Below are 13,756 nucleotides of genomic sequence, written 5' to 3'. Positions count from 1 at the left end.
GGGGAAGATGCGCAGAGTCAGTATCGTCGGTGTCAGTGCGAGCGGAAAGTCCACGCTGGCGCGCGAAATCGCGAAATTGAATCAAGCCCCGGTCGTCGAGCTCGACGCGATCCACTGGCAAGCGGGCTGGCAGCCGCGCACGCCTGAAGAATTCCGCGCGCTCACGCTTCCCCAATTGGAAGGCCCGTCTTGGATCGTCGACGGAAATTATTCCGCGGTCCGTGCGGACGTTTGGCGTCGCGCGGACACCATCATCTGGTTGCATATTCCCTTCTGGCAAAATCTGTGGTCCGTCATCCGTCGCACGGGTTTGCGTCTTTTCACCCGGGAAAAACTTTGGGCCGACAATCGCGAGTCTTTCCTGATGCAGCTCACGAAAGACTCGATCATCCGTTGGGTTTGGACTACGCACCGACCCTATGAGGAGCGTTACCGTAAGGCCTTCCGGGAAATGGCTTTGCGGGAGGAATCGCCGCGCCATCTGACCTTGAAAGGACGCGATCAAGCGCGTGTCTTTCTGGAGACGATCGCGCGGACGCCCGGTCACACGGTGCCCGAGCGGGTGCTCGTTTATCCGGTACGATTCGGGAAAAACGGCGAAGCCGAAATTCTGGTTTTCCGCAACGCGAAGACCGGACTGGTCGAAGTCATGAGCGAGATGCGCACCGAGGACGAAGACCCACGCAATGTCGCGCAGCGGGAGTTCCGCTTGGACGGATGGACCTTGAGTGAAGGACATCCGCGGCGTTTCGCGACTCGTTCGGCGGTCGTGCGCGTCCCGCGTCCGCCGGCGGAGCTTGCGGTCGCGGAAGGCTCGGACCGCACGATGAAATCACTGCGCGCCATCGGCGCCAGCCCGCGGCTGCGTCCCGAGTTTCGTTTTCACCATGCCTATTGGGCCCACATTCATGGGGCCCCCGAGCGTTTGAACGCGCGCCTGACCGATGCGAACGGCGTCCCGCAAGAGTCGATGTTGTTCTGGATGAGTTTGGAAAAAGCGGCGAAAACGATGACCAAAACCGCCAAGGATTTCCTGCCTGAGCTGAAGATGGCCCTGGATGACTACCGGAATTCGGGCGCTTCTTTGGAGTCCGCGCCGGTCGAGAAACCGGCGTCGAATCTTATTTCGTCGCCAGACGCGTCTTCGCCACCTGAAGCTGGGCTTTAACCGCGTCCACGCCGGCGCCGCCTTCGGAAATCCGGGCGTTCATCACGGTCAAATGCGGAATGACTTTCAGGCTGGCTTCGTCGAACAGCGACGAGCACTTTTTCAGGTCTTCGAGTTTCATTTTTTCGAGGGCCACGCCGGTTTCGAGCGACTGGCGCACCAGGCGGCCGATCACTTCGTGCGCTTCGCGGAAAGGCAGGCCTTTGCGGACGAGATCGTCGGCAAGATCGGTCGCGTTCGAGAAGTCCCCGGCCAGCGAGGCCGCCATCCGTTCGGGTTTCCAGGACGCTTTTTGCAACATGAGGTTCATCATGCGGGTCGAAACGCGGACCAGATCAAGTCCTTCGAAAAGGTAGACTTTGTCTTCCTGCATGTCGCGGTTGTAGGCGAGGGGAAGGCCCTTCATCATCGTGAGGGCGCCCATCAGGTTGCCGTAAAGCTGGCCTACGCGACCGCGGATCAGCTCCGCGACGTCGGGATTTTTCTTTTGCGGCATGATGGAGGAACCCGTGGTCACTTCATCACCCAGCTCGACGAAACCGAACTCGGGAGTCGACCAGATGATGAGTTCTTCGCATAGACGCGAGTAGTGCATCATGATCAGCGATCCCGCCGAGAGGAACTCCACGATGAAGTCCCGATCGCTGACGGCATCCAGCGAGTTCGGGATGGGGCCGGCAAAGCCGAGCTCTTGCGCGGTGGCCTTGCGGTCCAGCGGGAAACCGGTGCCGGCCAGCGCCGCCGCACCGAGGGGATTCAAGTTCATGCGCTCGCGGCAGTCGGCCAAACGACCGATGTCCCGATCGAGCATCCAGAAATAGGTCAGCAGGTGGTGCGCGAGCGACACGGGCTGCGCGTGCTGGAAGTGGGTCATGCCCGAAAGCACCGTTGTCGTATGCTTTTCGGCGGTTTCGAAGAGCGTGGTTTGCAGCTCTTTCAGCTCGGCGCGCAGTTCGTCGATCTGGCCGCGTAGATAAAGGCGGACGTCGGTGGCGACCTGGTCGTTGCGGCTACGGGCGGTGTGCAGCCGACCCGATAGCGCGCCGATCTTTTGGTTCAGGGCGACTTCGATGGCGGAGTGGACGTCTTCGGCATTGGGATCAAGTACGACTTTGCCTTCGGCGATGTCCTGCTTGAGTTCCGTCAGCGCTTTCACCAGACCCGCGCTGTCCGCGGCGCTCAGGATGCCCTGAGCGCCCAGCATCCGCGCGTGCGCGATGGACCCGTCGATGTCGACGGGCCACAGGCGCTGATCGATGCCGAAGCTCGTGGTGAACTCCAGCACGTCACGGTCGAGGTCTTTCTCGAAACGTCCGCCCCAAAGCTTCATTACTTTTGGGTCCGCTTCAGGTGGTGGTACATGCGCGACTGCATACCGAAGTTTTTCACCGCGCCGGTGGACTCACGCTGATCGAAGGTCGTCGTATCGAACGAAGCCAGATCCGCCGAGTACAACGCCCAGGGCGAAGTCCGGCCGACGACGGTGATGCCGCCTTTGAAGAGCTTCATTTTTACTTCGCCCGCGACACGTTTTTGCGTCGATTGGATGAAGGCTTCGAGGTTTTCTTTCAAAGGATCCCACCACAGACCTTCGTAGGCGAGCTTCGACCATTCCAGGTCGACGGTCGCTTTGAAGCGGATCTCTTCGCGCGTGAGCACCAAGTTTTCGAGGGCTTTGTGCGCTTTCAAGAACACGGTCGCCGCGGGGCACTCGTAGTTCTCGCGGACCTTCAGTCCCATCATCCGGTCTTCCATGATGTCGATGCGGCCGACGCCGTTATCGCCCGCGATGGAGTTCATGCGGATCACGAGTTGCGAAGGGGTTCCGGTTTCGCCGTTGATCGCGACGGGAACGCCGTTCTCGAATTTCACGGTGATGGTCGTGGCTTCGGCGTTCGCGGCCTCGGGTGATTTCGTCCACTGGAAGATCTCTTCCGGGGGAGCGTAGTCGGGCTCTTCCAGGCGTCCGCCTTCGATGGAACGTCCCCACAGGTTTTCGTCGATCGACCAAATCTTTTCGAGCGACTGCTGGATCGGGACATTGTTTTTCTTCGCGTACTCGATTTCCCAAACGCGCGTCATATTGTGTTCACGGATGGGTGCGTGGATGGTGGCGTCGGGGATCAGGGTGCGCAGACCGAATTCGATCCGGTACTGATCGTTGCCTTTGCCGGTGCAGCCGTGGGCGAACGCGGTCACGCCGAGCTTCTGGGCGACTTCCGCGGCTTTCGCCGCGATCAGGGGGCGCGCGATGGAGGTCGACATGGGATAACCTTGGTAGTCGCCATTCGCCTGCAGGGCCTTCCAACAGTAGTCCTTCACGAATTCGTCTTTCGCGTCGACGGTGAAGTGGGTGGTGCCCATGATCTTCGCCTTCTCTTGCGCTTGGACGATGTCCTTCGGGTCTTGGCCGACGTCGACGGTCACGGTGATGACCTCTTTGTAGCCGTACTGCTCTTCCTTCATGAGGGGAATGCAGATGGATGTGTCGAGTCCGCCGCTGTAAACGAGCAGCACTTTGTCTTTGCCGTTCTCTTTTTTCTGTTGGGCCATGTGGACCTCCTGCATGGAAATTCTCGTTTCGGAATATTTATGCACACAGGTCGCATTTATTTGCAATAAAATATTGACATTGCGTCTCATGAGCATATTATGCACCCATGACGCATAAATATGATGCCTCATTCAGCCCCTCCAAGACCCTCGCACGCGTGGCCGTGGTGGGTGCGCGCGGGTACAGCGGCCTCGAACTCGTTCGGGGGTTGCTTCCGCGTCGCGATATCGCGCTGACCGAGGTCTATGCGTCGAAAGCCTTTGATCTCGCGGCGGAAGTTGAACTTCCCGGCGTCGAACAAATCCAAGTCGCGGGCGAGTCCGAAATTCTGAAAACCCAGGCGGACCTTGTTTTTCTGGCCACTCCGGCGGAAGTTTCGCTGGAGCTGGCTCCGCAACTGGTCGCCCTGGGTAAGAAAGTCATCGACCTGAGCGGAGCATTCCGTCTGCATACCCATGCGATCAAAGAGTGGTACGGTTTCGACGTGAAGCCGGAGCTCCTCGCGATGGCGCGCTACAGCTTGGTTCCGTTCGCAGGCCCCTTCGCGAAAGACGTGAAGATCGTTTCGAATCCCGGTTGTTACGCGACGGCGATCCAGATGGCGCTGGTTCCCCTTTTGAAGAAGGGTCTGATTGATCCCGCGATGATCGTGGTGGATGCGAAGTCGGGAACCTCGGGCGCGGGTCGCAAGGCCAACGAATCCCAGCTCTTCACCGAAGTTGCGGAAGACTTGCGCCCTTACCGGGTCGGCCGTCACCAGCATCTGCCCGAAATCGAAGAGGGCTTGTCGCAATATTCGGGGACGCAACCGGAGCTTTTCTTTTCGACTCACTTGCTGCCGATCCGTCACGGAATTCAAGCGGCGATCTACGCGAAGACGAGTGCGCGGTTGGAGCAGGTCGAGGCGGCCTACGCCGAGGCCTTCGCGGACTATCCGCTGGCGAAGTTCGGCTCCTTGGAGAAGAAGCCGCAGCTCGCGAATCTGACCAAAGTGGTCGGAACCGCCGAAACGCGCATTTCTTACGAGATCCGTGACGGCAAATTGTATGTGTTCAGCTGTATCGACAATCGACTGAAAGGGGCGGCCACCCAGGCGATCGAGAATATGAATGTGTGGTTGGATTTGCCGGCGACGGCGGGTCTTTACTTTCACCCGGCACCCGCAAAGGCGACCGGTTCTCAAAATGGAGGTCGGTCATGACCCCTGGCCCTGGATTGCAACGGACTCTTCTGCCGAAAGGCTTTTTCGCGAGCGGTGTGAACTGTGGCGTCCGACGTTACCGCCCGGATATGGGACTCATTTTTTCGGATGTTCCCGCAACGGCCGCGGGCGTCTTCACGACGAACGCGTGCGCGGCGGCGCCCGTGCACTACTCGAAAGCGCTGCTGCCCGGGAAGGGGATCCGCGCAATTCTGACGAACAGCGGTCAAGCCAATGCGGCGACCGGTGAGCAGGGCGTGAAGGACAACCTCGCCATGGTCGAGGCCTGCGCGGCCGCTTTGCAGGTGCAACCCAATGAAGTCCTCGTCGCGTCGACGGGCGTGATCGGCAAGCCGCTCGAGATGGATAAGATCATTCCCGGGATGCCCGAGCTCGCGGCGCGTTTGACCGACGTGACCGAAAATTTCGCGCTCGCGATCCTGACGACGGACCTTGTGCCCAAGTCGATGACCACCATGGTGGCGCTGTCGACAGGCGTGGTGCGGCTGACGGGCATCGCGAAGGGTTCGGGGATGATTCACCCGAACATGGCGACGATGCTGGGTTATCTGCTGACGGACGCGCAAATCGAACCGGGCATGTGCCACTTGATGCTGAAGGAAGTGGTCGACGAGAGCTTCAACATGATCAGCGTGGACGGCGACACGTCGACCAACGACTGCGTGTTTATGATGGCGAACGGCGCTTCGGGGATTTCGCTTGCGCAACAGAAGGATATCCAGACGTTCCGTAAGGCGCTCCTGGAAGTCGCGCAGTTTCTGGCGCAGTCGATCGCGGCGGACGGTGAAGGCGCGACGAAACTCGTCGAAGTCGAAGTGCGTGGGCTTCCCGATGTCGAATTGGCACGGGTCGCGGCGCGCGCGGTGACGACATCCCCGCTGGTCAAGACGGCGATCCACGGTGAAGACCCGAACTGGGGTCGCATCTTGGCGAAGTTGGGAACGGCCGGGATCCCCGCGAACGCGTTTCGCGAGATGAACCTGAGCATTCAAGGCAAAGAGATTTTCAAAAACGGCGCGCCGCTGGCGTTCGATCGGGACGAGGTCCGCAAGGAGCTGCGTCTGTCGAAGGTGCGCATCGAAGTGGATTTCGGCACCGGTGGGCACAGAGCCACCGCTTGGGGCTGCGATCTGTCGAAGAAATACGTCGATATCAATACGGAGTACTCATGATGAACCAATCAAAAAAAATTCTGATCAAGTTGGGTGGCGCTTCGCTGCAAAAAGACTCGATCCTGCAAGGGATCGTGCAGGCCGTGAAAGAGTTCCGCCAATTCGGTTACCAGGTCGTCATCGTTCACGGCGGCGGTCCCGCGATCAATGCGGAGCTGACCAAGAAGGGCATCACCTGGTCGTTCAAAGACGGCCAGCGCGTGACCACGAACGAAATGATGGACACCATCGAGATGGTGCTGAGCGGCTCCATGAACAGCCGGATCGTCCGCGCGCTGAACGTCGCGGGCGTTCCCGCCATGGGGCTCTCGGGCACTGACGGGGGCATCTTGTCCTGCACGCGGGCCTCGGAAGCTTTGGGCCAGGTGGGACAAATCCAAAGCGTGAATACGCTTTTCATCGACGGCTTGGCGCAGATCAAGGGTTCGCCCGTTCCCGTTATCGCTCCTTTGGGCGTCGGCGCGAACGGCGAGACCTACAACATCAATGCGGACTGGGCGGCGACTCGCCTGGCGGCCGCGCTGAAGGTGGAACAACTGCTGTTCATGACCGATATGCCCGGCATCTTGAACGGCGACGGCTGTCTGCTGCGCGAACAGAGCGTGGACGATCTGCAAGACTTGATCGAAAAGGACATCGTCACCGGTGGCATGCTGACGAAGGTGCGCGCGATTCAGTTCGCGGCGCTGAACGGAATCGGCAGCGTGCGCGTCTTGAACGCGATCGATGCGGTGAAAGGTCTGTGGAGCGACTGGGTCGGCACCACCTGTTACGACAACGGGCACGCGCCGGCATGGCTGAAGTACCCTCCTCGGTTCGAGGAGCTTCCTTCGGAGGATTTCCAATATGCTTAAGCTCGACTTCCCCCATTTCCTGACCGGCGAGGAGCTCTCGCCGGAGCAGTTGAACGCGCTTCTCGAGACCGCGGAGCTTTTCCGTAAAGAGCGTCGCGTGCTCGTCGATGGACCGCTGCAAGGGAAGACCTTTGCCCTCGTCTTCGAGAAGCCGTCGTTGCGGACGCGCGTGAGTTTCACCGTGGGCGTGCAAGAGCTGGGCGGTACCGCGCTGGTCTTGGATTCCGCGCAGAAGAAATCGGAAGAGCCCGAGGATTCCGTACGGGTCATGCAGGGCATGGTGCACGGGATGATGCTGCGGACCTTCGATCATTCGATTTTTGCGAAGATGACGAAGTTCGCGAAAATGCCGATCATCAACGGACTTTCGGATCAACATCACCCCTGTCAGGCGCTCGCGGATTTGCAAACGCTGAAGCAGTCCTTCGGAAATTTGAAAGGACTGAAGCTTGCCTACGTGGGCGACGGGAACAACGTCCTGAACTCGCTCCTGTTGTTGGCGCCCTGGGCGGGCGTTGACGTTCACTACGCGTGCCCCAAAGGTTTTGAGCCCGACGCGGAAATCGTGAAGCGGGCCGAGAAACGCGCCGAAAAAATGGGCGCGAAGATCCGCGCGTTCGCGACTCCGGCGGAAGCCGTGAAGGGCGTCGATGCGATCTACACCGATGTGTGGACCAGCATGGGGCAAGAGGCCGAAGCGAAAGCCAAAGAAGCGGCGTTCGCGGGGTATCAAGTCAATATGGACCTCTTGAATGCGGCCTCGCCGCGTGCCATTGTTCTGCACTGCCTTCCCATGGTGAAGGGAAAGGAAATCACGGCGGATGTCGTGGAACACGAGCGCAGCGCGCTTTTCCGCCAGGCCGAGAATCGCCTGCACGCGCAGAAAGCGCTGATGTTCGGGATTTATCACGGCATCCAGAGCGGCAACGTGAAAGGCTTTTAGGACAGTGGCGATGAAGACGGGCGACACTCAGGAACGATTGAAGGTTTTGACGGAGCTCCTCGAGAGCGGGGCTCTGTCGACTCAAGAGGAACTGGCGGCCGAGCTGAAAAGTCGCGACTACCACGTCACCCAGTCCACGATTTCGCGTGACCTGCGCCGGATTGGCGCGGTGAAGGCACAGGACGTGAGCGGCCGCACCGTGTATCGGCTGACCGAAGATCTGACGGCGACGCCGGTTCCTTCGTCGAATCTTGATGGCTTAGTGTTGGATATGGCCCACAACGGCGCCATGATCGTTTTGCATACGACGCCGGGCTCGGCGTCGTTGGTTGCCCGTCACTTGGATGCGATGAGATCTGAAGGAATTTTGGGAACGATTGCGGGCGACGACACGATTTTTTTGGCGCCCGAATCGGTCAAGAAGATCGATGCGATCATGGCCCGCATCCAGGACGTCTTCGCTTTATCCGAAAATTGAGTGCAGGGTCTCTTGCATATGCTGGGGCGCCGAAAGGAATTGCACCCGGTGCGAGCGCAAAGGGAACTCGAGCGCTTTCCCGCGCACCATTAAGAACTCTCGTGAGTTATCGCTTTTCTCCGCGATGAAAAGGCAATCGAAAGGCTTTGCCAGGAATTCGTGCGGGATCAGGTCGCGCAGAAACGCGCCACCGGAAGACACGTTGACGGTCGATGTACGGAAGGTCGAGCGCTCGTTTGAAATGACGACCGTGACGTGTCCGCTGAAACGCACGTGCTGACGCCGTCCCATCGAATCGACGATCTCTAAACGGTGTCCGGTTGCGGTATACTCTTCTTCGAGGCTGCCATGGGAATCAGGACGTAAAGAGACTTCGGTCTGTGAAAGATCGGTGATGCCTTGAAAGTCCGAATCTTTGGAACGCGACTGTTTTGCGGGAGTCTGTTTCGATTTCGGTTTGAAAATCATGGCGCCTCCTTCGAATGACCCAATGAACCCAGAGGGAGTTAGAGCAAGGGGCGGGCCCGCTCTTCTCGCAATAGTTTGCGGTCGGCACCAGGTCATCGCCAGGGAAGCGTGATTTTTGCGACGTCCTCTTGCCCAAGTCTGCGTTATGACTTTTGATTTTCGAAACAATCGGAGCCCCAACAGTCGTCATTCCGCTGACACTCTGAACGCGCCAAAACGAGACGGTGACGAGGCCGTCGAAGCAAGTTAGCTGTGAATCCATGATGAAGTTGATGGCGGGATTGATGTTGAGTCTGGTGACGGCGACCGCGGCGCAAGCGGCGGGTCCCATCGGTGTGGGTTTGATTCTAGGAACTCCGGTCGGCGTGACCGGGAACTACAAATTGGATGAAGGTCATTCGATCGATCTGGCGCTCGCGTGGCGTTTTTATCCCGGTACCGAAACCTATCTGCACTCGACTTATCTTTGGCGTTTTCCCGATTACTATCGGGTGGAAGAGTTTCCGATGCTTTTCTACGCCGGAGTCGGAGGGCGTTTGTACAGCACGACGCGCGAAACGAACAAACCCGACACGGGCCGTACTTACCTTGGTGTGCGCACCTCGGTCGGCACGTCCTATACGCTTCCGAAAGCGCCCGTCGAATTTTTCGGAGAGCTCGCGCTCACGCTGGATCTGACGCCTTCGACGGCGGCTTCGATTGGTGCGGGCCTGGGCGGTCGATTCTATTTCTAGAAGCGGAAGCGCGCTTCCGCGCCGAAGAACGGAACCGCTTTGAACATGACGACGTTTTGGCTTGAGTCCAAAAACGGCGGTAGCGCCAGGCTATCGGTCAGCACCTTGTTGGAAACGAAGAAAACAAGCGCTTCAGTTTGCTCCGTGCGGGGGATGTAGGCGACACCCCAGCGGTAGAAGAACAGATTTTTGTGATCCGCCTGGTTGTAACGGAAGGTCACGGCTTCGTTCAGCATTTGGACTTCGTAGCGTTCTCCGATACGGAAACTGAGATTGAGATCGAGTGAACCCGCCGTCACGTCGTCGTCGACGGTCAGGATGTTCTTCGTGTTCATCACACGTTTGTCGTACTGATCGTAGGCGGTGTACATATGCTCGATTCTTTGGATGAATTGATCGCCCCAAGCCTCTTGAATCGATCGGCCCTCGATGCGCACGAAGAGCTTCCAACTTTCGAAATCCCAGAAGGCGCTCACGCGCGCGAGCGCCGCCAGCGCGTTGTTGCGCGCATTCACTTCGAGACCTGTCGACCAGATGTCGGACCACGCGACGTTCGAGTACAGATACTTCGCGGGATGACGGAAGGGGGGATTGCCGCGATTCCCTTCCGTCCACTCGGTAAAACCGATGCCGATCGCGCCGTCACGCCAATTGAGCTCGTAGTTTTTTAGATCGTCCGCAAGCAAGAGGCCGCCTGTACCGTCACCTAGAAGCTTCAGTTGCCAATCGCCGTTGCGCCAATCGAGCAGAAGCCCCGCAGTTTCGTGCTCCTGAAGCAGCAAGCCCGTACCGATGGTCTGCCGACCCAAATCCATCACGCGCCCGACGGCGCGGCCCCCAAAAACCTCTTCCGGCCATTCGGCGGTGAAACCGAGCAGATTGTAGAAGCCCAGCGGACGGGTGTAGCCGTAGCTGATACTGCCGGAATACAGAAGGCTGCGCAGATTGATCGCGACGTGATCGGAGGGGCGGGCTTCGGCGCGCAACTGCACCCAGTGACCGACGCCGTGATAGAACTCTTCCGCGCCGAGCGTCCGTAGATAGATATCTCCGTCGCCGGCCGCACAAAACCAATCCGTGCGGGGGACTTTACGGTCGCCCTGGTTTTCCAGCTCCACACACAGATTTTCGTTCGCGCGGGCCCAGGGATAACCGTAGTCAGAGACCCGTGGAGTCGTCTCGGGGGATTGAAGCGGGGGCGAGGCCCACGCCGCCGACGTCAGAAGAAAGGAGAAAAGGAGGGTTTTCACGCCCCGATCTTCCGTGGCCCAAATCGAGGGGGCAAGGGAATTCCATGTAAATTCGAGCTGTTAACAATCCTGACAGCGCGCCCGAAAGCGGCCCGTCGCACCCTTTTTGTCAGTGAGGGGCTTGGGGTCGGACCTGCCCCCCTGTTTCTTTGGATCTGAGGGGCCCGTCGGGTGGCGCGGATCTTGGAATGGGCGGGGGCAGGTCCGTGTCGGCGGGCTCATAACTTTGGAGTCGTGATGTTCGTTGTTCTTTGTAAGTCGGTTCGTGTTTCGGCACTGATGGGGCTTTTCGTCCTTGTCGGCTTCTCGTCGGCCCAGGCGAATACCCCTGCCGCCGCTCCTGCCGTTGCCGTATCGCCGACTCCGGCTCCGCTGACCTTCAAGGAATGGAAGGCCGCCAAGATTTTCCACTCTCAAAAACGACTGAAGGCCCTGCGGACTCAATACCTCGAGCAGCGCAACGTGAATGCCCGTTCGCCCCGTTTGCCCCTGCTCCAGCAGGAGCTCGCTCAGGAGCACTGGAATCTGGAAGTGGCGCAGGATCTGACGACCCGTGATTACCTTTACCTCTACGTGAAGGGCCAAGAAGTCCGTCCGCGGATCGGCGAGATCGCCGCTCGCTTGAGTCCCGAAGAAGTGGGTCTTTTCCTGGAGTCCTACTTCCAATTGATCGAGCGTTCGCAGCCCACTCCCGTGAAGCGCAATCGCCTTGGAATCCAGACTCAATAAGGCTTTGAAAGCCCGATAACTCATCGCGCCATCCTCCGATCGGAAAAATTCCGCGACTCACCTTGACTGTGATTTGAGGCCGTCCATATTGGGCCCGATCTCAAGTTTAAGGGGAAAACCCCCTATCTATGTTGTCCGAGAGTCAGGACAGGAGGATTCGAATGGCGAAAACTGCAGAAGTTGGCGTGCGTCCCTTACATGATCGCATCTTGGTCCGTCGTATGGCGGAAGAAGAAAAAACGGCGGGTGGCCTGTTCATCCCCGATACGGCGAAAGAGAAGCCCCAACGTGGCGAAATCGTTGCTACCGGAAAAGGTCGCGTGACCGAAGACGGTAAAGTCCTTCCCCTCGAAGTGAAAGCCGGAGACAAAGTTCTGTTCGGAAAATATTCGGGCACGGAACTGAAACTCGACGGCGAAGAATTCCTGATGATGCGCGAAGAAGACATCCTCGGAATCATCCAATAATTTTTTAAGCTCAATATCCACGGAGTACGAAATGTCTAAAGAATTGCTGTTTTCTGAAAATGCACGCGCCTCGATCCTCAAAGGCGTGAACACCCTCGCGAACGCGGTTCGCGTGACCCTTGGCCCGAAAGGCCGTAACGTCGTCATCGAAAAATCTTTCGGTTCGCCCCTGATCACGAAAGACGGTGTGACCGTCGCGAAAGAAATCGAACTCGAAAACAAGTTCGAAAACATGGGCGCACAGATGGTCAAAGAAGTCGCTTCGAAGACCAACGACCAAGCCGGTGACGGAACCACAACGGCAACCGTTCTGGCGCAAGCGATCTACCGCGAAGGCGTGAAAATCGTTTCGGCGGGGAACAACCCCACAGCGGTGAAGCGCGGTATCGACAAAGCGGTCGAAATCGTCGTCAACGAACTGAAGTCGATGTCGAAGCCCGTGAAAGGTTCGAACGAAGTCGCGCAAGTCGGCACGATCTCGGCGAACAACGATAAAGAAATCGGCCAGATGTTGGCGGATGCCATGGAAAAAGTCGGTAAAGAAGGCGTGATCACGATTGAAGAATCGAAGACCGCTAAGACCGAAGTGACCGTTGTCGAAGGTATGCAATTCGACCGTGGTTACCTGTCGCCCTACTTCGTGACCAACGCTGAGCGTATGGAAGCGGTTCTCGAGAACGCCTTCGTTCTCGTCTACGACAAAAAAGTTTCGTCGATGAAAGACATGATCACGATCCTGGAAGGCGTCGCGAAGTCGGGCCGTCCGCTTCTGTTGATCGCGGAAGACGTTGAAGGCGAAGCACTCGCGACTCTGGTCGTGAACAAGCTGCGCGGCACTCTGCACGTCTGCGCGGTGAAAGCACCGGGCTTCGGCGATCGCCGTAAGTCGATGCTGGAAGACATCGCGGTTCTGACGAACGCGAAACTCGTGTCGGAAGACATGGGCCGTAAACTTGAGCAAGCGACCGTGGCGGACCTCGGTACCGCAAAACGCGTCGTTGTCGACAAAGACAACTGCACGATCATCGATGGCACCGGCAAAAAAGCCGACATCGCGGCTCGCGTGGCGCAAATCAAAGCGCAAGTTGAAGAGACCACTTCGGACTACGACAAAGAAAAACTGAAAGAGCGTCTGGCAAAACTGTCGGGCGGTGTTGCGGTGATCCACGTCGGTGCGCCGTCGGAAGTCGAAATGAAAGAAAAGAAAGCTCGTGTGGAAGATGCGTTGAACGCAACTCGCGCGGCGGTCGAAGAAGGTATCATCGCTGGTGGCGGTACCGCTCTGCTGCGTGCGGCTCAAAAAGTCGACAAAACGAAGTTCTCGGAAGAAGAAGCTTTCGGCGCCGTGATCATCAAGCGCGCGTGCGAAGAGCCCATCCGTCAGATCTCGGCGAACGCCGGTCTTGACGGTGCGATCGTTCTGGATCGCGTTCTGCAGAACAAAGCGACGACATACGGTTACAACGCTTACAGCGACGAATACACCGACCTGCTGAAGGACGGCGTGATCGATCCCGTGAAAGTGGTCCGTTGCGCTCTCGAAAACGCGGCTTCGGTTTCATCGCTGATGCTGACGACCGAAACCATGATCGCCGAAGCTCCCAAGAAGGATGACAAAGGCGGCGGCCACGGTGGTGGCGGCATGGGTGGTATGGGCGGAATGGGTGGCATGGGCGACATGATGTAATGTCGTCCCGCTTCCCGATCTTCGTCCTGT

14 protein-coding genes are annotated in these 13,756 nt (G+C 58.3%); 10 read left to right on the top strand and 4 right to left on the bottom strand.

The genetic code is table 11. The features are described 5' to 3' along the window. Positions 1-7 precede the first annotated feature (7 nt). A complete protein-coding gene (locus KF767_04130) occupies positions 8-1,168 on the top strand; it encodes a hypothetical protein (protein ID MBX3017055.1) in 1,161 nt (386 codons plus the stop codon). On the opposite strand, the gene argH is transcribed toward KF767_04130, so the two are convergent. Then, complete coding sequence (argH, locus tag KF767_04125; protein ID MBX3017054.1) at positions 1,122-2,498, bottom strand: argininosuccinate lyase; 1,377 nt, start codon at positions 2,496-2,498, stop codon at positions 1,122-1,124. The two genes, KF767_04130 and argH, sit on opposite strands and share 47 nt — an antisense overlap. Further along, positions 2,498-3,721 carry an argininosuccinate synthase gene (locus tag KF767_04120; GenBank protein MBX3017053.1) on the bottom strand — a complete coding sequence of 408 codons (1,224 nt, stop codon included), beginning with the start codon at positions 3,719-3,721 and terminating at the stop codon, positions 2,498-2,500. Before KF767_04120 ends, argH begins: the two co-directional genes overlap by 1 nt. A 107-nt stretch (positions 3,722-3,828) precedes the next feature. Between KF767_04120 and argC the strand changes: the two genes are divergently transcribed. The 5 genes from argC to argR are packed head-to-tail and all read left to right on the top strand — an operon-like array spanning position 3,829 to position 8,391. Then, complete coding sequence (argC, locus tag KF767_04115) at positions 3,829-4,923, top strand: N-acetyl-gamma-glutamyl-phosphate reductase (protein MBX3017052.1); 1,095 nt, start codon at positions 3,829-3,831, stop codon at positions 4,921-4,923. Further along, a complete protein-coding gene (gene argJ, locus KF767_04110) occupies positions 4,920-6,116 on the top strand; it encodes a bifunctional glutamate N-acetyltransferase/amino-acid acetyltransferase ArgJ (protein MBX3017051.1) in 1,197 nt (398 codons plus the stop codon). Before argC ends, argJ begins: the two co-directional genes overlap by 4 nt. Further along, positions 6,113-6,970, top strand: coding sequence for an acetylglutamate kinase (gene argB / locus KF767_04105; protein MBX3017050.1), 858 nt, complete (start codon positions 6,113-6,115; stop codon positions 6,968-6,970). The genes argJ and argB overlap by 4 nt, the downstream gene beginning before the upstream one ends. Beyond that, positions 6,963-7,913: an ornithine carbamoyltransferase gene (gene argF / locus KF767_04100; protein MBX3017049.1), complete on the top strand. Its 951-nt coding sequence runs from the start codon at positions 6,963-6,965 to the stop codon at positions 7,911-7,913. Before argB ends, argF begins: the two co-directional genes overlap by 8 nt. 10 nt (positions 7,914-7,923) lie before the next feature. Beyond that, entirely contained in the window at positions 7,924-8,391 is a 468-nt protein-coding gene (gene argR, locus KF767_04095) for an arginine repressor (protein MBX3017048.1), read from the top strand. Here argR and KF767_04090 read toward each other — a convergent pair. Further along, positions 8,377-8,859, bottom strand: coding sequence for a PilZ domain-containing protein (locus tag KF767_04090; GenBank protein MBX3017047.1), 483 nt, complete (start codon positions 8,857-8,859; stop codon positions 8,377-8,379). The two genes, argR and KF767_04090, sit on opposite strands and share 15 nt — an antisense overlap. A 260-nt stretch (positions 8,860-9,119) precedes the next feature. Here KF767_04090 and KF767_04085 point away from each other — a divergent pair, with 260 nt between their 5' ends. Further along, entirely contained in the window at positions 9,120-9,593 is a 474-nt protein-coding gene (locus KF767_04085) for a hypothetical protein (GenBank protein ID MBX3017046.1), read from the top strand. Here KF767_04085 and KF767_04080 read toward each other — a convergent pair. After that, entirely contained in the window at positions 9,590-10,843 is a 1,254-nt protein-coding gene (locus tag KF767_04080) for a hypothetical protein (protein ID MBX3017045.1), read from the bottom strand. The two genes, KF767_04085 and KF767_04080, sit on opposite strands and share 4 nt — an antisense overlap. A gap of 237 nt (positions 10,844-11,080) precedes the next feature. On the opposite strand from KF767_04080, the gene KF767_04075 reads away from it, so the two are divergent. The 3 genes from KF767_04075 to groL all read left to right on the top strand — a co-directional run bounded on the left by KF767_04075 (position 11,081) and on the right by groL (position 13,726). Next, positions 11,081-11,572, top strand: coding sequence for a hypothetical protein (locus tag KF767_04075; GenBank protein ID MBX3017044.1), 492 nt, complete (start codon positions 11,081-11,083; stop codon positions 11,570-11,572). 161 nt (positions 11,573-11,733) lie between these two features. After that, the gene (gene groES / locus KF767_04070; protein ID MBX3017043.1) at positions 11,734-12,039 is read left to right on the top strand and encodes a co-chaperone GroES; all 306 of its coding nucleotides are present in this window, start codon (positions 11,734-11,736) and stop codon (positions 12,037-12,039) included. 31 nt (positions 12,040-12,070) lie between these two features. Continuing rightward, complete coding sequence (groL, locus tag KF767_04065) at positions 12,071-13,726, top strand: chaperonin GroEL (GenBank protein ID MBX3017042.1); 1,656 nt, start codon at positions 12,071-12,073, stop codon at positions 13,724-13,726. Positions 13,727-13,756 lie beyond the last annotated feature (30 nt).

This window comes from Pseudobdellovibrionaceae bacterium, assembly GCA_019637875.1.
Classification (GTDB): Bacteria; Bdellovibrionota; Bdellovibrionia; order Bdellovibrionales; family Bdellovibrionaceae; genus JAHBUW01.
This window is presented reverse-complemented; position numbering and strand designations above follow the sequence as displayed.